Source organism: Paenibacillus sp. P3E, assembly GCF_001909045.1.
Classification (GTDB): Bacteria; Bacillota; Bacilli; order Paenibacillales; family Paenibacillaceae; genus Paenibacillus_AQ; species Paenibacillus_AQ helianthi.
On sequence record NZ_LVWH01000001.1, the window covers coordinates 184913 to 207161 of the forward strand.

At 50.7% G+C, this 22249-nt stretch carries 23 protein-coding genes; 12 read left to right on the plus strand and 11 right to left on the minus strand.

Annotation, left to right across the window (positions count from 1 at the left end):
- Positions 1–77 precede the first annotated feature (77 nt).
- The 7 genes from A3842_RS00880 to A3842_RS00910 all read right to left on the minus strand — a co-directional run bounded on the left by A3842_RS00880 (position 78) and on the right by A3842_RS00910 (position 8190).
- Positions 78–1442 (minus strand): extracellular solute-binding protein, encoded by a 1365-nt coding sequence (locus A3842_RS00880; RefSeq protein ID WP_074100114.1) that lies wholly within the window; start codon positions 1440–1442, stop codon positions 78–80.
- 159 nt (positions 1443–1601) lie between these two features.
- Complete coding sequence (locus A3842_RS00885; protein ID WP_256701396.1) at positions 1602–2957, minus strand: aspartate aminotransferase family protein; 1356 nt, start codon at positions 2955–2957, stop codon at positions 1602–1604.
- A complete protein-coding gene (gene phnX, locus A3842_RS00890; protein WP_074100116.1) occupies positions 2947–3765 on the minus strand; it encodes a phosphonoacetaldehyde hydrolase in 819 nt (272 codons plus the stop codon). Before phnX ends, A3842_RS00885 begins: the two co-directional genes overlap by 11 nt.
- A 1-nt stretch (position 3766) precedes the next feature.
- Complete coding sequence (phnW, locus tag A3842_RS00895) at positions 3767–4876, minus strand: 2-aminoethylphosphonate--pyruvate transaminase (RefSeq protein WP_074100117.1); 1110 nt, start codon at positions 4874–4876, stop codon at positions 3767–3769.
- Between the two features lie 8 nt (positions 4877–4884).
- Positions 4885–6204, minus strand: a complete 1320-nt coding sequence (locus A3842_RS00900) for an MATE family efflux transporter (RefSeq protein WP_143186114.1) — start codon at positions 6202–6204, stop codon at positions 4885–4887.
- A gap of 34 nt (positions 6205–6238) precedes the next feature.
- The gene (locus A3842_RS00905) at positions 6239–7210 is read right to left on the minus strand and encodes a PHP domain-containing protein (protein ID WP_074100119.1); all 972 of its coding nucleotides are present in this window, start codon (positions 7208–7210) and stop codon (positions 6239–6241) included.
- Between the two features lie 2 nt (positions 7211–7212).
- Entirely contained in the window at positions 7213–8190 is a 978-nt protein-coding gene (locus A3842_RS00910; RefSeq protein WP_074100120.1) for a CehA/McbA family metallohydrolase domain-containing protein, read from the minus strand.
- Positions 8191–8458: 268 nt separating this feature from the next.
- Here A3842_RS00910 and A3842_RS00915 point away from each other — a divergent pair, with 268 nt between their 5' ends.
- From A3842_RS00915 to A3842_RS00925, 3 genes are all read left to right on the plus strand, one after another.
- A complete protein-coding gene (locus A3842_RS00915; protein WP_074088376.1) occupies positions 8459–8740 on the plus strand; it encodes a hypothetical protein in 282 nt (93 codons plus the stop codon).
- 123 nt (positions 8741–8863) lie between these two features.
- Positions 8864–9238, plus strand: a complete 375-nt coding sequence (locus A3842_RS00920) for a hypothetical protein (RefSeq protein ID WP_074100121.1) — start codon at positions 8864–8866, stop codon at positions 9236–9238.
- 12 nt (positions 9239–9250) lie between these two features.
- A complete protein-coding gene (locus A3842_RS00925) occupies positions 9251–10081 on the plus strand; it encodes an EcsC family protein (RefSeq protein ID WP_074100122.1) in 831 nt (276 codons plus the stop codon).
- Between the two features lie 104 nt (positions 10082–10185).
- On the opposite strand, the gene A3842_RS00930 is transcribed toward A3842_RS00925, so the two are convergent.
- Positions 10186–10509 (minus strand): putative quinol monooxygenase, encoded by a 324-nt coding sequence (locus A3842_RS00930; protein WP_074100123.1) that lies wholly within the window; start codon positions 10507–10509, stop codon positions 10186–10188.
- Positions 10510–10731: 222 nt separating this feature from the next.
- Between A3842_RS00930 and A3842_RS00935 the strand changes: the two genes are divergently transcribed.
- The 9 genes from A3842_RS00935 to A3842_RS00975 all read left to right on the plus strand — a co-directional run bounded on the left by A3842_RS00935 (position 10732) and on the right by A3842_RS00975 (position 19528).
- Positions 10732–11958, plus strand: coding sequence for a nitric oxide synthase oxygenase (locus A3842_RS00935; protein ID WP_074100167.1), 1227 nt, complete (start codon positions 10732–10734; stop codon positions 11956–11958).
- Between the two features lie 78 nt (positions 11959–12036).
- Positions 12037–12777, plus strand: a complete 741-nt coding sequence (locus tag A3842_RS00940) for a Bax inhibitor-1/YccA family protein (RefSeq protein WP_074088380.1) — start codon at positions 12037–12039, stop codon at positions 12775–12777.
- A gap of 266 nt (positions 12778–13043) precedes the next feature.
- Positions 13044–13592, plus strand: a complete 549-nt coding sequence (locus tag A3842_RS00945; RefSeq protein ID WP_074100124.1) for a TetR/AcrR family transcriptional regulator — start codon at positions 13044–13046, stop codon at positions 13590–13592.
- Between the two features lie 105 nt (positions 13593–13697).
- A complete protein-coding gene (locus A3842_RS00950) occupies positions 13698–14681 on the plus strand; it encodes an NAD-dependent epimerase/dehydratase family protein (RefSeq protein WP_074100125.1) in 984 nt (327 codons plus the stop codon).
- 136 nt (positions 14682–14817) lie between these two features.
- The gene (locus A3842_RS00955; RefSeq protein ID WP_074088383.1) at positions 14818–15174 is read left to right on the plus strand and encodes a nucleotide excision repair endonuclease; all 357 of its coding nucleotides are present in this window, start codon (positions 14818–14820) and stop codon (positions 15172–15174) included.
- Positions 15175–15467: 293 nt separating this feature from the next.
- The gene (locus A3842_RS00960) at positions 15468–16187 is read left to right on the plus strand and encodes a hypothetical protein (protein WP_074088384.1); all 720 of its coding nucleotides are present in this window, start codon (positions 15468–15470) and stop codon (positions 16185–16187) included.
- A 5-nt stretch (positions 16188–16192) separates the two neighbouring features.
- The gene (locus A3842_RS00965; RefSeq protein WP_083609424.1) at positions 16193–17476 is read left to right on the plus strand and encodes a polysaccharide deacetylase family protein; all 1284 of its coding nucleotides are present in this window, start codon (positions 16193–16195) and stop codon (positions 17474–17476) included.
- 218 nt (positions 17477–17694) lie between these two features.
- On the plus strand, positions 17695–18789 hold the full coding sequence (gene rlmN / locus A3842_RS00970) for a dual-specificity RNA methyltransferase RlmN (RefSeq protein WP_074100127.1): 1095 nt from the start codon (positions 17695–17697) through the stop codon (positions 18787–18789).
- A 451-nt stretch (positions 18790–19240) separates the two neighbouring features.
- Positions 19241–19528, plus strand: coding sequence for a DUF6509 family protein (locus tag A3842_RS00975; RefSeq protein WP_074088387.1), 288 nt, complete (start codon positions 19241–19243; stop codon positions 19526–19528).
- Between the two features lie 94 nt (positions 19529–19622).
- Here the strand turns inward: A3842_RS00975 and A3842_RS00980 are convergent, their stop codons facing one another.
- The 3 genes from A3842_RS00980 to A3842_RS00990 form a co-directional block, all read right to left on the minus strand.
- Positions 19623–20324 carry an esterase family protein gene (locus A3842_RS00980; RefSeq protein WP_256701402.1) on the minus strand — a complete coding sequence of 234 codons (702 nt, stop codon included), beginning with the start codon at positions 20322–20324 and terminating at the stop codon, positions 19623–19625.
- Positions 20325–20385: 61 nt separating this feature from the next.
- Positions 20386–21558 (minus strand): ATP-grasp domain-containing protein, encoded by a 1173-nt coding sequence (locus A3842_RS00985; RefSeq protein ID WP_074100129.1) that lies wholly within the window; start codon positions 21556–21558, stop codon positions 20386–20388.
- A 64-nt stretch (positions 21559–21622) separates the two neighbouring features.
- Positions 21623–22093 carry a MarR family winged helix-turn-helix transcriptional regulator gene (locus A3842_RS00990; RefSeq protein WP_074100130.1) on the minus strand — a complete coding sequence of 157 codons (471 nt, stop codon included), beginning with the start codon at positions 22091–22093 and terminating at the stop codon, positions 21623–21625.
- Positions 22094–22249 lie beyond the last annotated feature (156 nt).

Below are 22249 nucleotides of genomic sequence, written 5' to 3' on the forward strand. Positions count from 1 at the left end.
AATATGGAACAAGAGGAAACGGCTACGCAGTCCTACAAAGGACGGTATCCGTTTCCCGTAGAGTGAATCCCAGGCTGTTATTGTTCAATGATGAGATGATCGGAAGGTACGTTCTGCTTCGCATCCTTCTGGAACAACTCGTATGCCTGTTCTGCGGATTGGCCTTTGGTCAGGATGGCATCCACACCCAAAATGTAGGATTTGGTATAGGTTGCGTAATCCGGTTGAGCCGGACGGGTCTTCGTGAATTCGAGCAGGTATGCATGATCCTTATAGAAGTCCATTTCCTTGAAGCGTTTGTCTTCTTGCGCTTCCGGTGTTACCGGAAGTTTACCGCTGACCAGCGTGTGATTGATTTGCAGGTCCGGGTCAAGTACGTGCTCAATCAATCTTTGGACATACGGCATCTTCTCGTCATCAACCGTTGGCCCCACGTAGATCATAGCCGGGTTACTGTAGGATACAGGTTTGCCGCCCTTTTCAGCAGAGGGAATAGGAATCCAGACGATATTCTTATTGAACCAGGTGTTGAAGCCTTCAAGGTCGTTCTGCATGCCATTCGCTTCACGCATCATCTGATAGAACTCGGTGCGGGCGAATTCCGCGAAAATCTCACCTTTAACAAACATAGGCGCTGCCTTATCTGTGTCTACATCACCGATGGATTCGTTGATAATGCCGCGTTTCACTGCATCTGCCCAAAAGTCATAGACGTCTTTGGTTTTTTTGGTCAGCACCATTTTATTCTCATCGACATTATAGTTGTAGTTGCCAAACGCGTAATTCCAGCCTTCAAAACGTGTATCTTCTACTGCGAAGCCCATCTTGACCAAGTTCTTCTGCTTCGCTTCCTCAGCCAGCTTTTCGAGATCCCCGAATGTGAAGTCGCCGGAGTCCACACGCTGTCTTAAGCCATCGATCTGCTCCTTCGTCCAGCTGAGACCTTCGAGTGCTTTGCGGCTGATGAATACCGGGGAAGCATCCATATCCTGAATAGCCCCATAGTAGTGACCGTCGTACTTCATGATATTGGTATAGGAATCCGGCACATTCTTGAATACTTTAGAATCCTTAACCCAATCCACATCACGGATGATACCGGCATTGAGCTCCCAGCCAATATCCACGCTGGAATTCATAAAGATATCGGCTACTTTTCCGGCCTGGGCCTGAAGAATGAGCTCGTCATCGCCGATTCCCGGCCACCAGTCGATCTTTACATGAACATTGTCAGCCTTCAGTTCTTCGTTCAGGCGCTTCTCCGCCTCGATGAAGTTGTCCTTGCGCGCTCCCCAAGTACTCTCACGGACAGAAATCTGAATCTCCTTCATCTTCGCCTCACCTGCCGATGTTGCCTCTGCCGGTTCGTTACCCGATCCGCATCCCGCCAACAGTCCTGTACTCAAGACTACACTCAAAGCAGTAACAACAAGCTTCTTCATTCCTCGAAGTCCTCCTTATGGCCTTTTCACATTTCTTGTTTTCCTGTACAAGCTTAGTATAAAGGGGACATGTAAACCTGGGATTAAAACCACGTATTATTTTTGTTTTGTTGTTGTTTAATATTGTTTTCGTTGTTTTTTAGTCATTTAAAGTTGTTTTTATGTGGTGAAGGTTAAATCGATAGCTTCCTCAATAATCGTCAATGCCTGGTCCAATTGTTGCTGAGTGGTAATTAAGGGCGGGACAAGCGTGATGACATTTCCATTCGATACCTTGAAGCTCAGGCCTCTCTCCATACAGAGATACATCACTTTTTCGGTATGTCCGACCGCCTTTTCCTTCGTGTGCCTATTCGTTACCAGTTCAATTCCTGCCAGCATTCCTATGACACGCACATCGCCTATCGCTTCGTGCCTTTGCATCATCTCCGTAAGCCGCTGCTGAAGGTAAGCTCCCATTTGTACGGCATGCTCCAGCAAGCCGTTGTTTTCGATGAATTCAATGGTGGCGAGTGCTGCTGCGCAGCCCACAGAGCTCTTTTCATGCGTATAATGTCCAAGGGAAATGTCCTGTGCCACATCGAGGCCTTCCCGGACAATAATCCCGGCCATGGGGAACACTCCGCCACCGAAGCCCTTGCCAATCACTACAATATCAGGCACGATTCCGAAGTGCTCATGAACGAACATCGTTCCTGTTCTTCCGAATGCCGTAGGAATCTCGTCCAAGATGAGCAGGACACCGTATTGATCGCAGAGCCGGCGCAGCCTCTGGAAGTAAGCTTGAGGAGGAATCTGCACGTCCGTACTCCGAACCGGCTCCAGGAGGATAGCTCCCACATCCTCTTCTCTCTCCAGCATGTACTCCAGATAGTTAAGGGAATAGGTGCCATCATCGTGATCTCCGAAAATACTGCGGTAGGAATTATAGGGCATCATATGCTCCGACCCCGGCAAGAGTGGCCCTATTCCATTGCGGAACACGCCTTCTCCCCCCACGGAAATCGCATCCAGGCTTGCGCCGTGGAACGAATCCCAAGTGGATAGGGTCTTGAATTTGCCAGTTGCCTTACGGGCGAGCTTCAGCGCAAGTCCGATTGCGCTTGTTCCGCCAGGCGTGAATAGTACCTTATTCAAATCGCCTGGAGCCAGATGGGCCAGCTTTTGCGCTAACCGGATGGCTACCGGATTGGTAAAGCGGCGGGGCAGAAAAGGGAGATTTTCCATTTGGGCCATCACCGCATCCAGAACATACCGGTTCTTATACCCGACCTGATGTACGCTGTTCCCGTGGAAGTCCATAATCTTACGGCCATCCATATCTTCCAGATAGATGCCTTCTGCATTTGTGATGACATTGAGGCATGGTGTCGACATGGACTGGTGGAGGAAATAACGGCTGTCTTCTGCTAATACTTCCTTCGTTTCGGGACTGAGCCAGGCTTCTTGAAAGCTTCGCCGCTCTGAGGATAAGTTAATATCCCCCTCCGTTCTCGTATTAGCTCTAAAGTCCACAAGGCATATCCCCTTCCCCTAGCCGGCGGTTCACCCGTTCGATAATGTCTGGCAGATCAGATATCCGGTCAATCACATAGTGGGCTCCGTTATTCATGAATTGCTGTTTGGCAGCCTCGGCAAATTCCCTTAGGACAGCAGGTTCCATTGCGGCGGTCTCTTCTTGCGTTAAGCCCAGCATCGAGCTGCCGTTAACCACACCCACCGCCCAGACACCGGCATTTCTGGCTTCCTGCATGTCGGACGCCGTGTCTCCAACCTTTATAACCTGTGACGGCATTCCCATATCCAGTTCAATCATATTGGAGTAAATCATATAGGGATAGGGACGGCCCTTGCCGTTCACCGAGTCCGGCGTTACCCAATAGTCCGGTGCATAGCCTTTCTCCCGCGCATGCTCTGCCACTATCTTCATCATCGTATCGTTATATCCGGTGGTAGCGCCGATCTTCAAGCCCTCCTGCCGCAGCTGATCGACGACATCCACCACATTCCCGATGGGCTCCGAGAACCGGTGCAGAATTCCCAGCAGCTTCGGTTCGAACGCTTCATGCATCTCGTCTACATCGCTGTCTGTATAAGGACGGCCCAAGCGCTCTTCGAACAGCCTGCCGATCCTTGGCATTTCGAGCATGGCCTTCAGGTGATCCCATTTCAACAGACCCATGGGGGCCCGCACCTCTGCCATAGTCGGTTCTATTCCTTTGGAATGGAAGATCTCGAGGAACACTTGAACAGGAGCCATGCAGCCATAGTCCACCGTGGTTCCTGCCCAGTCCATAATGATTCCTTGCACTCTTTTCGTCATATCAGCTCTCCAGTCGCAGGGTAGTTAGATAAGAAGCTGCCGCCTCGCATAACCTTTCAATATCCTCTATGTGCACATCGCCGATGGTTCCGATCCGGAACACAAGCGCTTTGCTTAATTTGCCGGGGTAGATGACGAAGCCCTTTTCTTTTAGAAATCGATAGAATGCTTCGAATGTAAATGATGTAAGAGCCGGATATTCAAAAGTAGTGATAAAAGGGGAGTGGACAGCCGCGGGCAAATGGGCCTTAAAGCCTGCCTGCTCCATGAATCGCACCAGTGTCTGTTGATTCCTGGTGTATCTTGCACATCGCTGTTCGACTCCGCCTTCTTCATCCAATTCAAGCAACGCCTGATAAAATGCCCGGACAACATGCGTAGGAGAAGTAAAGCGCCACTTGCCTGCATCGTTGTCCATTACCTGCCATTGATCGAACAAATCCAGGGATAACGATCTTGCTCGTCCCTTGCATTCGATAAGCGCACTCTTCCTGCTGATCACAAAGCTGAAGCCCGGGACGCCCTGGATACACTTATTCGCGCTGCTGACCAGATAATCGATGCCGAGCTCCCCGACCGCTATAGGCGTACCGCCGAAGCTGCTCATGGCGTCGACGATGGCTATTTTGCCATGATTCTTGATTACCTGAACGAGTGCTTCCAGCGGATTCAGAATCCCTGTCGTTGTCTCGCAATGGACGAAGGCTACATGAGTAATTAGGGTATCCTGCTTGAGCACGGCGTCCAATTGGTCTGCACCGGGAAGCTCATCAGGTGCATATTCAAGCGTCCGGTGCCGGATTCCAAGGACACGGGCGATCTCCTGGATGCGCTCGCCGTAGGCACCATTCGCGAGGATCAGAAGCTTGCCGTCACCCGGTACTGCGGTGCCTATCACCGCCTCGACCCCGAACGTCCCGCTGCCTTGTATCAGCACTGCGGTATACTCTTCTTCGGGTGCTTGTCCCAGCTGAAGCAGCTTGCTTCTGATCGATTGAACGATGTCTTTGTAGTCGCTATCCCAGGTGCACCAGTCTTTTAGCATGACTTCTTTAACGGACGAGGTTGTCGTCAGGGGACCGGGTGTCAGTAATAAATAGGGTTGTTCCATGGTTCCTCCTACAGGTTATGGACAAGGTTGCGTGCCCATTTATTTGAGCGGTATCTGAAGAATCCGATACATGCCTTCGATACTTCCTCAAGTGAAAACATCAGGTATACCCACTCCACCGGCCAGTGAAATAGATAAGCTCCAGCAAACACTAGAGGCAAGGCTATCAGCCATGTGGTGACCAGGACCAGATTCATCGTGTACAGATTGTCGCCGCCCGCTCTGAACAGTCCGACAATCCATAGATTGTTCAAGAAGAACATGACCATAACGATTGCCTGAATGATCATGATATGACGGAATGACGACTGCACTTCACGGCTGAGATTAGGAAATAAGTGAACAATATATGGGCTCAGAATCAGAATTCCAGCACTCATGGCCAATGCGGAATACAAGGCGATCCGAGTGAATTTCCGGGCATAGAGTACCGCCTCGTTCCGGTCGTCCTGGCTGAGCTTCTGGCCGACCATTACTTTTGCGGCATAAGCAAAGCCATAGATCCCCATCATGAAGTAGCCGTTGAACGTGTTCGCCAATTGATAGGTCGCCAGCGCCGCCACGCCAATATGACCGAAGGCCAGCGCATACAGCATATTCCCGACCGACCACATGCCTTCATGGAACATGAGCGGCAGTGTGGTGGCATACACTCTCTTTACAAACGGCCAATGGAAGGAGAAGATCTCCCGCAGCGTAACGTTGACGTAGTACTTCCTTCCATAAACATAGCCTATTAAAATACCTGCGCTGAGAATGGATGAAGCAAGTGTCGCCCATCCCGCTCCAACAATGCCTAACTTGGGAAATCCAAGCTTTCCATAGATCAGCGTGTAGTCCAGCAGGACATTGACCAGCATTCCGATCATGCCAACCACCAGCATCAGCTTCATTTTTCCGATCGAGCCGAGTGCATTTCCGTATACATCCTTAACCGAATTGATCAGATAGACGAATACGATGACGGATACATATTGAACGCCGTAAGCAGCAACGTCCTTATCCTTAATAAATAGCGACAGGATGGGAGCTTTGAAGCAGGAGACTAATATGAATGCAGTTAAGCTGATAGCGACACTGGAGATAAGCATGAGTCCAAAGGCCTTTTTCACATTGGCGGTATCGTTTTTCCCATGAAATTGGGTGATGTAGGCAGAAATGCCGAAGATGGCGGATAGAATCATCCCGAGAATAAAGTTGATCTGACCTGCGGCGGCCATAACCGCTATGGCGGAATCGCCCATGCTGCCCACCATCAGCGTATTGATCAGCGAGAATGAATTCCCTATTAGCATCTGTAGAATCGAAGGCAGGACAAGCCTTTTCATGTCCCTGCGGAACTGCCATTCTAAGCTGTCCACCCTATTCAAGGGCTCCGTGCGGAAGGTCGGCCGGGAAAATAGGATTAGACCAGGCCACCTTCCCCTCAAAGTCCACGCATTCCACGCGGATATATTGCTCGTTGCCCTCTATCCGGTAGGAGCCCTGGCTGACGGGAAGTGCCTCCTTGCTGTATATGTTGCGGCCATTGCCGGGATGTGTAAGGAATCTGATGAACTTGACCGGAGAGCATTCAATCTGAAGGAAGCCATCCTGTACCCGCAGGTCATAGATTTCAGGGCCGTTTGACGAATAGTATTGACCGGCTTTTAAGGCATCAATGACAGATTGCTGCTCCAGCTTCTCCGCTTCAGCGCACACCCATCCGCCGAAAAATTCAGAGATCGCAATGTCGATGTCACCGCCGTGTGCGTCATCCGAGGCGATCCCGTACACCTTGCGGCCGTGCTTCAGCAAATAGTCCCAATGATGAACCCCATATCCAACCGCCTCATCAAGCTCCGACTGATGGTTGTATATCTCGATGGCGAAATAGCCCTCCAGCCGCAGCAGATCCTCCGGTGTATTCCTGGACCATTCCGGATGATTCATAATAATCAGATTTCCCTTATCCCGCATTTCGTCGATCAAGCTTTGAATGGTGTCCAGGTCCTCATAATCCGGCTTCGCATGCTCTTCGTCATGCCTGAATTCTTGGGCCGAATGCAGCGTCCGGTCGAGCAGTCCATGGATATGGTATTGCTGGCCTGTCTCCTGTCTGCTCATCTCACAAGCCATCTCGTAGCCGTCTATCATGATGAAGCGTTCATCATCATAGGCGTCTGACTTGAAATAGATTTCATGATCGCTCAGGCACATAAAGTCATAGCCGTTATTCTTATAGGCGTTCATTACCATTTCGGGAGGGTACTGCCCGTCGCTGCGCGTTGAATGTGTATGAAGATTGCCTTTATACTTGCGTTTCTGGTTGTCCAGAACAATCACCGGCGTCATCCTTATTCGTCCCCCTCCAGTAAATCTGCTACAAACACCGGATTGGACCAAGCTACATTTCCGTCAAAATCAATGCACTCCACCCGGATATACTGCATCTCCGGTTCTACCGGCATCGAGGCGACCGTCAGGGGTTCACCATTCTGGTAATTACCGACAAACGGCCCCCGGAGCGGGAACGCTTTGAACATAATGAATTTGCAGGGGGAACATTCAATGATGAGTTGTCCGTCTTCCACCCGAAGATCGTAGATCTCCGGTCCGGTGCTGGAATAGAAGCTGCCTGCCTTAAGACTGGTCACAATATCGTGAGGCGTCAGCGCTTCCGATTGAACCTGAACCCAGCCGCCGCCGTATTCAGGAAACGCCCAATTCCGGTCGTGTCCGTGGGAGTCGTCCGCAGCGATGCCATACACCCGTTTGCCGTTCTGCAGCGCGTGATCCCAATAGGCAGCTCCATAGGAGCTGACCGTAGACCATTCCGTTGCATGGTTATAGATTTCAACGGCAAAAAATCCGTCGTAGTTGACCATGTCCTCAAAGCGCGTCAGATGCCACTCCGGATGGTTGAAAATCACCAGATTACCGTGGGCAATCATCTCATCAATCAGCACCTGCGGGGACTGATCCCCCTCCCAGGGAATGGGAACCGGGAACCTCTCGAGATGCTGGAATCTTGGCTGCACAGGCTGTGCGGTGGGATCATCCAGAACTCCGAAGTGGTAGCCCGGGTCCTTATCAGGTACAGGGTTGAGCCCGCCCCGCTCCATTCCGGGAATCGTGATGAAATGGTCTGTATTGAACTCATCCGTTCTGGAATAGACATCATGATCGCTTATGCAAATAAAATGATAGCCCTTCTCCTTGAACACCTGGACAGTCTCCGCTGCCGGGAGTGAGCCGTCAGACCATGTGGTGTGGAGATGCAGATTGCCTTTATACACCGTTTTATTTCTTGCCAGGTAAATTTGATTCTTCATCTGCCATTCTCCTTACATTAGGAATTTGTTTTCTTGTGTTTTCATATTGATTCTTGTTGTTTGTGATCATCATACAGCCAGGCGAAATGGGTTTCAATCGAATTTAAATTATTTAACAGAGCGATTACAAACTTTACCGAAATCGAAAATAACTCCATCCAATAAGCCGTGATTTGACGCGGGAGTTACAAATGGAATGTATAAAAACCTTTGTTCTATCCATCCTAAAAAGGATTGAACAGTGAGACAGAAGGGAGCGGTTGACAAGATGAAGCATTACGAATCCAGCCTCCGGACCAATAGTACGGTAGATCAGGCGCAGGATGCGGTGACCACGCTGCATAACTCTGTATCCCAGGCGCTCAGCCATCCGAATGATCAGATGCTTATGCAGGCTGAGAACAGCCTAACGCACGCGGAGGAGGCAGTGAGCCATGCTCCGGAGGGCTCGATTGGGGGCCATGGGGTGGATCTGACCGAGGAAAGACTGGCTGATGAGAAAAAGAGGCTCGCTCTCGCAGAAGCAGCAAATAGAGGCACCAAACAGTAGATATTTGAAGCTCAGGCATTTCCGGTATTATCCGGGAATGCTTTTTTGTTATGCAAAAGCTGTTCTTTTAGAACCCCGAAGTAGCTAAATGAACTACGGAACCAAGTCGAGCAAATTGGTGGAATGAAAGGTATAAATACCCTTGAATTCGGCGCAGGTGAGCAAATTGGTGGCATGGGAGGTAGAAATACCTTTGAATTCAGCTCAGGTGAGCAAAATGGTGGAATGAAAGGTATAAATGCCTTTGAATTCGGCTCAGGAGAGCAAAACGGTGGAATGAGAGGTAGAAATACCTTTGAATTCGGCTCAGGAGAGCAAAATGGTGGAATGAAAGGTATAAATACCCTTGAATTCGGCGCAGGTGAGCAGATTGGTGGCATGAGGTTCTTGACAGCCTATAATCCCTTAATCTTTCAAGTGTCCACAAACGGGTTAATAAAGTTAACAGAACCGATTGCCTGCAACGAACGTACTATTGAAACGAACAAGTATCATTAAGGGGGCTTAGAGATGCCGGAAACCACCGGGCCGTATCTGGAGACTGTAGAGGAGCTGAATGCCGCGCTTGCCGAAATTATGAAGTGGGAAAAGGAACAGAACCAGCTAATGATCTGGGACCGCATCACCAGGCTGCCGTTCAAGCTGTTCGATAAGCTTACGCCGAAGTTTATTCATGAGAAGCTGGGCAAGCTGCTCGACGAGCTGGGAGGCTATATCCAGAATGGGGGCAACTATCTCGTAGCCGGGCGCAAGGTTGGGGTGTTAATGGAGACCGGGAGCCGCGCGGCCGGAGGGACCGGGAAGGGACCATATCCGCTGGCGGTGATGGATAATGCTGCCCGGCAGCTTACAATGAGCAGCAGGAACGTCGCCACCGCGCAAGGAGCGACGACGGGATTCGGCGGATTGTTCACGCTGGCGGCGGACATCCCCGCGATTCTGGGCCTGTCCCTTAAAGTCATTCAGGAGATTGGCCTCTGCTATGGCTACAATCCTACAGATAAAGCAGAACGGATATTTGCCGTCAAGGTGATGCAGTTTGCCTCTTCGGATATTGTGGGCAAGCGAACCATCCTGAAGGAGCTTAATCTGCAGGCAGGTGGCGACGGCGATATTACTGCCGGAACCCAGGCTGCCGTGTCCAGGATTCAGGGCTGGCGGGAGGTCATCACGGTGTACCGGGACAATTGGGGCTGGAAAAAGATGCTGCAGGCTGTCCCTGTAGCGGGGATGTTCTTCGGGGCCTATATCAACCGTAAGGCGCTGGAGGATGTGGCCGAGGCCGCCCGGATGCTCTACCGCAAAAGAAGAATCATCGCCAGACTGGCAGAGATGGGTTGACTCTCATGCGAAGGAAGAAATCAGAGTATATCTGCAAGCAAAAAAAGCAATAGTGCAGTGCTTCATGCGGCTGCCATTATTGCTTTTTTTGTTCAAAACATCTCTTAGGCGTCGGGATTAAGGGACTCAAGTCCCTTGCCCCCAAGGGGAATCAGCCGGGTAGGTTCAACACCTGCAATCAGCGGCTTAGCCCGCTGGATGGCCTCCCGGGTGGACTCCTCCTGCAATGAAGCCGCATGGGCTTCCGCATGGCTCCATACCTCAGTAACCCAGAGGGTGTCAGGCTCACTCTCCGAGAGGTTAACGATGTACAGCTCACATTCATGAACTTGCTCCATTGCAGCTGCAGCTTCCAGAAGAATCGCCGCAAGGGCATCACGTTCACCTGGTTTGGCGGTGAATTTGGCAATCATTCCGAATTTACTCATGCCCCGTCACTCCTTCAGGTTTGGCTTTACAATCCAAGGAACAGCATTTGGAGATCAGCTATATCTTATCAGAGATCGGGTGAACAGGAAGGCTATAATCGATTTTCGTCTACAATCAGCCTCTTGCAGCCATTCTTGCATATTCCTCCAGGAGTTACTATGATGAAATCATTCAATTTTCCGAAGGTGAAATCCTACGGGAGAGGAGTGGGAGTAGGCAGGATGGATAATAGGGAACAAGAGAAGTCGTACGGGAAGCTGACCGGACAGGCAGAATCTTTCATCCGGCTATGCTATACAGAGCTGGAGAAGCCGGAGCAGCTCATCGCGGAACGTATTCAGGCCATACATAAGGAAATCGAGCAATCCGGTACCTACAACCATACAGAGGAAGAGCTTGCCCATGGTGCAAAAATGGCCTGGCGCCACAACAGCCGCTGCATCGGACGCCTGTTCTGGCACACCCTTGAGGTGAACGATGCCCGGCAGGCAGAGACTGCCGAGGAGGTGGCGGCGGCACTGCTGCAGCATGTGCAGCAGGCGAACAATGGCGGCCGCATCCGGCCTATGATTACGGTATTCCGCAGCGGCGGGAATCTGGAGAAGGCGGTCCGGATCTGGAATCACCAGCTGATCCGTTATGCCGGATACCCTGGACAAGGGGACCTTGCCCGTGCCGGCGATCCGGCATCGGATGTGTTCACTGCCGTCTGCCGGAGGCTGGGCTGGCAGGGCAATGGCGGAGACTTCGATGTGCTTCCGCTGGTCGTCAGCATTGGTGAAGAAGAACCGCGCTGGTTCGCCATTCCGCCAGAGCTGGTGCAGGAGGTCCCGCTGACCCATCCCGAGATCGAACGGTTCCCGGAGCTTGGCTTGCGCTGGTATTCTGTACCGGTCGTGTCGGATATGCTGCTCGAAATCGGTGGAATTTCTTATACTGCTGCGCCTTTTAACGGCTGGTATATGGAGACAGAGATTGGTTCACGCAATCTTGGGGACACAAGCCGCTATAACCGGCTACCGGCTGTAGCGGATCTACTCGGTCTGGACCGTTCGACCAACACCTCTCTCTGGAAAGACCGGGCACTGCTGGAATTGAACCGCGCGGTGCTGCATTCCTTCAAGCAGGCGGGGGTCAGCATTGTGGATCATCATACTGCCGCCGATCAGTTCGCCCGCTTCCAGGAGCAGGAGAAGCAGCAGGGACGCCAGGTCTCAGGCAAGTGGGGCTGGCTGATCCCTCCAATGTCACCATCGTCTACACCGGTTTGGAACGATAACACCCTGAAGGAGCTGAACCTCAGCCCGAGGCTGATCTATCAGCAAGCGGCATACGCCCATTGGCTGGAAGAAGGCTCACAGAGGAGTCCAGACTCTAAGATCAGTTCAAACGCTGAGGCTGCTCCTGAACCTAAGCCGGCTTGTCCCTTTCACCCTCCTCAGAATTAAGGGGAAGGCGAGACGAATGTTTTCATGCGGTGAATATGCTATTATGGACACAAATAAGTGATGAAATGAGATGATCTCTTGATCGGACGCAGCGGAAATCCCACACTAAATGAAAAAACGTTTGAGCGTGCAGAGCGGTACTCCGGGCAGGAACGCATGAGCATTAACGGAACGGTCAACAAAACCTTTATCACACTGACCATTCTGCTGGCAGGGGCGTTCAGTGCCTGGTCGATGTATTTCAATGGACAAAATGTAGGCCCTTATGCCGTCGGCGGTGCACTGATCGGGTTCGTGCTTGCCTTGATTATCAGCTTCAAGCCGACTGCTGCACCGTATCTGGTGCCTGTCTATGCGCTGGCTGAAGGCTTGTTTCTGGGTGCTATTTCAGCAACATACGAGGGCCTGTACTATGGGATTACTCTGCAGGCCGCCTTGTTGACGCTGAGTATATTTGTCGCTTTGCTGCTTGCCTACAAGACAAGAATCATTAGAGCGACGGAAAAATTCAAGCTCGGCATATTTGCTGCCACAGCCGGAATTGCCATCGTCTATCTGCTGAGCTTTGTGCTGGGAATGTTCGGTGTAACGGTTCCATATTTGCACAGCAACAGCCTGATCGGAATCGGCATTTCGGTCATTATCGTTATTGTGGCTGCGCTCAATCTGGTGCTGGACTTTGACTTTATTGAGAACGGCGCACAGCAGGGCGCTCCCAAATACATGGAATGGTACGGAGCATTCGGCCTTATGGTCACACTGGTATGGCTCTATGTAGAGATTCTCAGACTGCTGTCTAAGCTGCGGAGCCGGAATTAAGGACAGCAGTGCTGTAACGAAGGGTTTCATAAAACAGCTGTTTCCGTCCTTATTATCAAAGGCGGGGCCAGCTGTTTTTTATAATAGAAAGGCTTCTAGGCTCTGCATGGAGAATGGATTCAAAAAATTTTAAATATAGGCTTGATTTCCGGGAAGAGTTCTTGTATACTTCAAATTAAGATAGTGATTGACCAATAACCAAAAACTAATCATCAAAACCCAACATCTTATCAGAACACATATCCGCAGAACAACAGGAGGCCAGCATGACAAAGCTATCGGGAGGCGCACGGACGAAGGATGAAGCAACCTCAGTCAACCGGAGGGAGCAAATCCTGGAGGCGGCTGTGGTTGTATTCGCAGAGCATGGCTATTTCAAGGCCACTACCGCACAGGTGGCAGAGAAGGTGGGGATCTCCCAGCCGTACATTTTCAAGCTGTTCAAGAACAAGGAAGAGCTGTTTGTGGCGGCGCTGGACCGGGCATTTGAACGGACGATCCGCACGTTTACAGAGGTGAAGGCTTCGGGAGAAGAATTGCTTCGGGAATCGATCCGGGTATATGAGCAGATGATGGAGACACATCCAAGTGAAATCATTCTGCAGGTGCAGGCGCTCGGAATTCGTGATGAAGCCATCCGCCGGTCTATGCAGACAGGAATGCAAAGGGTGACAAGCCTGATGGAAAGCAAGTTTACTGCAGCGGGGATCGCTCATCCCGAGGTAGAAGTCAGTACATTTATGGCCAATGGTATGCTGTGCCATATTGCGATGGCGCTGGAGATGCCTGATCTGAAACCGAAGCATTTGGAGTAGCCGGGGGGAATCAACCAGCCCCTGGACCTAAGGGCTCTGCCCTTACGGTCAATAGGTAGTGATTAATCAATAACAAATAACAAAAACAAATTGGAGGAATAACTAATGATGAACAAAACAACGAAGGCTGTCGTGTTGGGTGCAACGGGAGGAACAGGAACGGTAATCATTGCCGAACTGTTGAGGAGAGGGATCGAAACGGTTGCTTTTGGACGGTCATTGCCGAAGCTGGAGCAGTTCGCAGCAAAACTGGGCCATCCGGCTGGTCTTAGTTTGAAAACAGGAGATGTGTTCAAACCGGAGGATGTATTCAAGGCTGCGCAGGGAGCGGATATTATTTTTCACAGCGCGTCGGTGCCTTATAACGAAATGAGCACCAGACTGCTTCCAATGGGTGAGGCCGTGATGGAGGCGGCGGACAGACTCGGTGCCCGGGTCGTTGCAGTAGACGGAATTTATCCTTACGGACGCAGAAAGGATGAGCAGCCGATCACGGAGGAATTCCCCAAGAACCCGCATACCCAAAAAGGCAAAACAAAGCTGGAGTTCGAGCGGATGTTCTTCAGCCCGCGCTGGAGCCATACCCAAGGCATGATAGTACGGCTGCCTGATTATTATGGCCCTACTGCCAATGAAGCTTCGTATCTGGGTTCAACGCTTGATGCGATTGCTGCCGGCAAACCGGGAATGTTCGTCGGGAATATGACGGTGCCGCGTGAATATGTATATCTGCCCGATGCAGCGGTGATGATCGTGGAGTTGGCCCTCCGGGAAGAGGCCTATGGGCAGAACTGGAACATTCCCGGTGCAGGTACCATCTCCGGCCGGGAAATTGTCCGCATCGCCCGGATGGCAAGCGGCAAGTCCAAACCGGTCATCCCGGTGGGGGCCTTTGGTTTATCGCTGCTTGGCCTGTTTGTACCGGTCATGAAAGAGATTGTAGAGATGCTCTATCTGACGAAGGAACCGCTCCGTTTAAGCGGCCGGAAGTATGAGCGTCTGGTCGGCCCGATTCCGGCGACTTCATTCGAGGAAGGAATCCGGGAGACGATCCAAGCCATTCAGAGCCGTCAGGCCAAATCTTTATGAGCAGCAGGCTCATACATCCCGGTCCCGATCTGCACGCAGGGCTCCCCTTTGTATAATCCGGCGCTGCTTCTGTATAGTCAGGGTTCTGGAACTATGTTACTATTTATGTCTATATCCAAGAGGGAAGTGAGCTACAATGATCAGCATTACGATTCCAACGCCGGATGTCACCATTACGAAGCAGGCGAATCCCGTACTGAGCCATATTTACGGATTTACAGATTTCCACCTGATTACCCGGGAACAAGGCGGCATCTTCATGTTCTACAATGACAAGGATGAGCTGCTGTTCGTGGGTAAGGCCAGAAAGCTGAGACCGCGGATCAAAAAGCATTTCGAAGATAATGTTTCCGTGATGAAGCCGCACCGTGATGAAGTGACCAAGATTGAAGTTTGCATCGTCGATGAAGCCGTCGACAGAGAGATTTACGAAACGTACATTGTGAATAAGCTTAGAGCTAAATACAATGTGGAGAAAGTGCTGTACAAATAAATCAAGTATCGCTGAAGCGCGGTCCCCGGGATTGCGCTTTTTTGTTGCCCATTTATCTAGCCCCAGCATTTACCTAAAGTTCGAAGTATCCAGATTCTGTACAAAAAAGTGCCTATAGCATGGGCAATTATTCCTAAGTTGTTGGTTAATACTTCCGCCCAAGGGAAATTAGGCCTTTGGATACATTTGCGAAACTTAGATACTAAGGCTCACTTACATACAGGTAAAATCAACTATAATAAATGCGTATAGGCTCGACATATTTTGACATATATAATGAGGTGATAGCATAGATGGCGACTCCTTTTTTCAAGAAAAAAGACATGGCGGACAAGCAGCCCAGGCCCGGCGTGGTTCAAAAGGTTCAATTGGCGGAAGACCCGCCTGAGGAAAAGGAAACTTACGAAACGAACGAGAGCCTGTCCAGCCTCATTTCCATAGGCAAAGCGCAGCTGGACAAGAAGTCACTTGATTTGATTTTTGCAGTAGAGCAAATGATCCAGGCCAGAACGCATGCGGATACAACCAATCATGAGCTCCAGGACCGGTTGACGCATACCAGCGGACATGTGGAGCGTTTGAACAAGGACCTGAAGAATCTGAACAAGGTGATTGAGGAACGGGAAAGAAGCATCCTGGAGCTGGAGCATAAGCTGGTAGAGCGCAACCTGAAGGTGGATCAGGTCATGGAGGACCACCGTGAATTGCACACCACCCTGTCTTCAGAAATGGACGAGCTCAAGAGCACCATCGAGCTGGAGCGGCAAAAGTATACGAATCTCGTTCAGAAGCATAATGATGCCATTTCGGAGAAGCTGAAGAAGATGAACGAGCTTGAGGAAAAAATCGGACGCCTTGAAACAGAGAACGCCCATATGAAACAGAAATACGAAACGGTCCGGCAGGAGAAAGCCTACCTCTCCAGCATGATTAACGATTTCACCACGCGTATGACGGCTCCTTTTGGAGGAAGTACTCCCCCGGCAGACCGCACAGATAACGGGACTACATAATTACTATGCCTCTTTTAGAACAAGATTCCGCACTGATGATAGAGCTGCTGGCGCTTGAGCCTATGCAGGATAGCTATCAGATGGAGGTAGGTCTAACCCATAGCGGCGGATTCACCCGAAAAGTTCTCCTCATCGATGAATATACATATCTGCAAGTGAATAGCATACTGGGCTCTTATCAGGAACACAGAGTACGGCTGTCGATTTACCCCAAGTGGGACCCCTTTCGCCGCAAATATTTCAGCTCTCTCACCAAGATGAACAGAACCTGCTCCGAGACTCTGTATTTTGCCTGCTCAGAAGATTTCGTCTCACAGCTCCTTGAGTTGAAACAGCAAACCATGCCGTCCGATGAAGCGAATACGGTTCAAGCAGTGGTTCCTGTGCCCGAGCCTGAACAACCACAGCCGCCCAAGCGACGTGCAAGCGCCTTCCGGGTTACCCGGCCTATTGTAACGCGTTGCATGTTGTTCAGCCTGTTATTCGTATTATTTTTTCTGCGGATGGATGACACTCTGCTCAATAGTGCTGAAGCGCATGAAGACTTCACGTCGCCGGTGGACAGCAGTGTCCCTGTGCCCTATGTCCCTGTAGTTCATACGGCATCCTTTCAGAGCGCTCAAGCTGAAGCTGTGCCGGAAACAGAACAAGAACCGGCGCCGGTACAGAGTGCGGAGCCAGAGGTGCAGAACCCGACAGTTGAAGAGATGGAGCTGGACGGAAGCCGTTATGAGTATAGTCTGCTGAAGGGTTATGTAGCTTTATCCTTTGATGATGGCCCATCCAAGTACACTAAGGAAATCGTCGATATTCTTATGGCGTACGGAATTGCGGCGAATTTTCTGTTCATTGGCCAGAATGCCCAGCAGCACCCGGAAGCGGTCCAATATGCCAATGCACACGGAATGCCGGTGGGCAGTCATTCCTGGGATCACAGCGACATGACGAAGAACAGCAGCGGGGAGAACCATAACAACCTGTTGCGTTCCGTTCAGGTACTGGAGCAGAATATAGGGAGGCCGGTGACCGTATTTCGTCCGCCTTATGGGGCTATCAACGGTTCTCTGGCTGCAGAAGCCGTCAAACAGAACTTGAAAGTACTGCTCTGGAACCGTGATCCTGAAGACTGGAAAGCACAGACCTCGGAGCAAATCATCCAATATTTTTATCATACGGACCCCTCCGGGGGCATCTATCTGCTGCATGAAAAAGCAATAACAGTCAAAGCGCTGCCTGCCATTATAGAATATCTTAAGAAAAAACAGCTGAAGTTCGCCATTTTCAAATAATGGGCGGATGCTTATGCCAATCCAATACAAGCGTATCCGATCCTTTCGGGTACGCTTGTATGTCTTTCAGAGGGCTGTCCGTCTTCGCGGAAGCCGGGGAAGCACTGGAATCTTCTTGTTTTAATAAAAAAAATTTGAGACAATAAGTGCATGTTGTTAGACGGAGCCCTGCAAGGTAGAATGAATTGAACTTTAATGTTTTGAAAAGAGGATAAATAATGAATAAACAATCCATTTATGGATTAACTTTGGAACAAATGTCGTCATGGCTCGTGGAGCATGGTCATAAGAAATCCCGCGCGTCCCGGATATGGGACTCTCTGTACCGCCAGCGGGTTACGGATTTCGCGGAAATGACCGAGGTGAACAGCGAGACAGTGCAGCTCCTGTCAGAGCATTTTGTCTTTCAAACGATGGACGAGCATGTGAAGCAGGAGTCGGCGGATGGCACAATTAAGTTTCTGTTCCGCCTGAAGGACGGCAACCTGATCGAAACGGTGCTAATGCGGCAGAAGTACGGTTTGTCCGTCTGTGTGACAACTCAGGTGGGCTGCAACATCGGCTGCAGTTTTTGCGCAAGCGGATTGCTGGCGAAGAGCCGCGATCTGTCCAGCGGAGAGATTGTGGAGCAGATTATGAAGGTGCAGCATCATCTGGACCGCGCAGGTCTGGGTCAAAGGGTCAGCCATGTGGTAGTAATGGGGATCGGCGAGCCGTTTGATAATTTTACGAACCTGCTCAATTTCCTGACTATTATCAAGAGTCATAAGGGACTGGCGATTGCCGGCAAGGGCATCACGGTGTCCACAAGCGGTCTGGCTGACAAAATCAGAGAATTTGCTGATGCCAATATGCAGGTCAACCTGGCTATTTCTTTACATGCGCCGAATAATGAGCTGCGGACACGGATTATGAAGATCAACCGGGCCATTCCTATAGAGAAGTTAATGCCCGCTATTGATTACTATCTGGAGAAGACGAACCGGAGAATTACACTGGAGTACATTCTGCTTAAGGATATCAATGACCAGCAGGAGCATGCCCTGGAGCTGGCAGAGCTGATCGGAGACCGCCGCCAGATGGCTAACGTGAACCTGATTCCGTACAATCCTGTAGATGAGCATAGCCAATACCAGCGGAGCGAGCGTGAATCCGTGCGGGCTTTCTTTGATACGCTCAAAAAGCAGGGCGTCAGCGTAAGCACCCGGCTGGAGCACGGCGTCGATATCGACGCCGCCTGCGGTCAGCTGCGCAGTAAGCAGATCAAGAAAGCCAAGGGCGCCGCTGCTGAGAGCGGCGTGGCCGCCGGGTAACCCAGGCAGCCTGCTGGAAGCAGTGACGGGACGGAACAACGGCAGAGATGCCGTTAATGCAGCGCCCGTAGTATAGCGTTACAAAAGGGCGGTGCCCCGTGTTCACATACGGGGCACCGCCCTTTTTTGGGATTAACCCGCTGACATTTATGTTTTGTGGGCCCGCCCATCCATACGTCAGGTATAAAAGACGCGGCAATGCCCGAAGCTTATGAGGACACCGGTAAGCCGATGTGGCTGTCTAGCATTAACCCCTGATTCTTACAGACTTTTACAAAAATCAATAGATGGATTTGATCTGTACTTGTTATAATACTAGCGTACAATCCGGAAGATCCGCGATAATCCGGCATTTTCCTGGTAATTTGGTCTGCAGCGGGCAACTGAGGGAGCCTCTGCCATGGATTGTATGATACAATAGCCAGATGAATGATGAAAAGAGGAATGTGAAATGTTGACATTTACAAGCTACACCGTGGAGAACGTAAGAGATCCATTTAATATTTTAAGCGGCAAGCGGTACGAGTTTGTTATTAATCTGGAAGTGCCTGAGGATGATGAGCTGTACGAAGAGAATGGCTTATCCGCACGGGCCATCGTGAAGGTGGAGGAAGAACAGCTCAGCATCGTCAGCTACGATCTGCTGGAGACCACAACCGGCCGGATTCTTGATTTTGATATGGAAGAGGACGAGGAAGCAGCCTTAGTCTTGTTCTGCAAAGAGCACCTGCCAGCTTAAGCCGGAGTGGACAATAAGCTCCGCCGGGTAGATCACGAACCAACAGACCGCACCCCTTTCGGAGGGGACGGTCTATTTGTCATACGCGTTTGCCTTACAGACACCCGCCTACATAATAGTGAATTTGTTTGTTCCACCAAGGCCAGTCATGATCAGCATCATGCCCCCAATAATCAATCTGTGCCGCAATACCTTTGTGCTGGAGCAGATCCTGGAGCAGGCGCGTCTCATGAAGCATCTCGTCTTCATAGGCGCCTTGTCCGACACAGAGGATGATCCGGCTGGCCCGGTAAGCGCTCAGGTAATGTTCATCGGTCAGGCCCGGCAGGTAATGCAGCGGCGAGTTCAGGTAGACGGTCCCGCTCATATAATCACCAAAGAAGTAATGGGTGGAGTAGACGCCGCTGAGGGCGATTAATGTATCGAAAACGTGAGGATGCCGGAAAAAGAAGCTGGCACTGTAGTACGCGCCCATGGAGCAGCCGGAGACGAGGATCTTTTGGTCGCTGCCGCCGTTGCTTGCCTTGCTGGACTGGAGGATTCGGGGGATCAGCTCCTGCGTGATGTACTTGTCGTACTGCTCATGGCGCTGCACCTTGTCCTCATGGTTCCAGCCGCCCGAGAAAAAGGTCTCCTCATCAAGGGTGTCGCAGGCCCAGATCTGCAGCTTACCCGCATCAATGAACTGCGAAAGGGTCTGAATCATGCCGGAATCCTCATATTGATAGAACCGACCCAGTGAAGTCGGGAAGACCAGCATCGGTTTCCCCGCATGGCCGTACACTTTGTATTCCATATCTCTGTGAAGGTGCCTGCTGTATTCTTTATGGTAGCTTATCCTCATGCATCAACACATCCTATCCCTCTTCAACTTGTTGAATATAGCCCACGATGTCTCTGACTTCCCCCAGATCCGCAGAACGGAATTGATAGGCGCTGTTCCCCATGGCACGGCTGAACACTTCTTCAATCTCCGCATAATGGACAATCTTGTCCCCAAAGGCACGGTAAATGTCCTCATGGCTGTGAACGTAAGGCTTATGCCGCTTACGGCTGGCATAGCCGGTATAATACTTGCCTTCAAACGGTCCGCCTACCTCATTGTGAACAATCATGCGCGCCCATTCTTCATACACATCCACATCATATGAAAAGTTAATCGCATCGGTCATCCATGCTCCTGGAGGCCGCATATTTACTTCAAGGGCAATGATCCGGCCATCCTTGTTCGACTTGAACAATTCGATATGGAAGAAGCGCTCTCTGATATCAAAAGCCTGGAGGATGTTTTTTCCCGCAAGCTCAACCTCGGGGCTGATCTCCTTCAGACAGAAATAGTAGAGGTGGTTGTCCGTATTGACGACATCCATCACGCTGTTCTCGAACAAGTGACTGACTGCGAACTGCACGTTTCCGTCGATATCCACCAGCCCGTCGTAGGTCAGAATCACGCCGTCAATGAACTCTTCAATAATAAAAGCCACATCATCCGGCTTGGTGTCAAAAAACTGCTGCAGCTCGGCCTCGTTATTGATCTTATAGGTCATGCTGGCCCCGGAGCCCAGGTCCGGCTTCACCACAAGCGGAAAGCCGGTGCCGCGGATGAAGTCATCCACACTGTCGCGGGTGGTTCCGGTGGAGAACTGCACGGTGCTTACCCCGCTTTTGCGGAAAAACTCTTTCATTTTGGATTTCTGTTTCAGGTTGTAGACAAAATCAGTCTTAGTGCCGTAAATGTTAAAATCCGTGCGGATCGCGGCATCCTGCTCCAGCCAATATTCATTCAGGGATTCGAAGCGGTCGATTTTGCCGTACCGGTGAGTGAAATAACCCACAGCCCGTAGAATCTCGTCATAATTTTCCAGACTGCTTACCTTGTAATACTCGGTCATGGCCGACTTCAGCTTGTCCTCCAGCTGATCATACTCGGCATCACCGATCCCAAGCACCGTGGCTCCCTGCTGCTGAAGGTGACTGCAGAAATCGGCGCTGTTCCTCGGGAAATGAGGCGAAAAGAAAATAAAGTTCAAGCGGACCAGCCCCTTCGGCAATATGGTATATTTCTGCGTTTTAATTCCGACTTATATTGTATGATTAATTCAATCTACCAGCTTCGGCCTCTTCCGTCAATCCTTTAGCCCCGGAACTGCGCTGCGCCAATTTTTGATTCAGTCTGGCCAGCAGTCCGCTGAAGGTATGGCAGTCCTCCGAAGACCAGTCTTCAAAGATCTCCCCATACCGCTCCAGACGGATGTTCCGCGCTTCCTCCAGCTTGCGTGTGCCAAGTGGGGTGATCTCAAAATAGCTCGATCTTCCGTCCATCGGGTCGGGTACCCGCACGGCATAGCCTTTGCTTTCGAGTACACTGGTCTGTCTGCTGATCGTGGAGGTGTCGAGTCCGAACTCTTCGGCGAGTGCCTTTACCCCTACCTTCTTGTGGTGGGCCAAATGGTAGAGCAGCGTATATGTCGAGCGGTCCAGCCCCCCATGCTTCTTGTCGAGAGAGGAACGGCGGATGAGTGTCATCAGCTCATTGTTAAGGGACTCCAGGTTTTTTTCATCCATACGATAGCTTCCTTCCTTTACGGATTACTTTTCTCCATTATTATAGTGAACATACCGGACCACAAGCAAAAGTCGCGCCCATTTATGAAAAAGGAATGAAATAAGTCATATTGACTTTCATTAATGTAGTTGTATAATACACATATATAACTATTT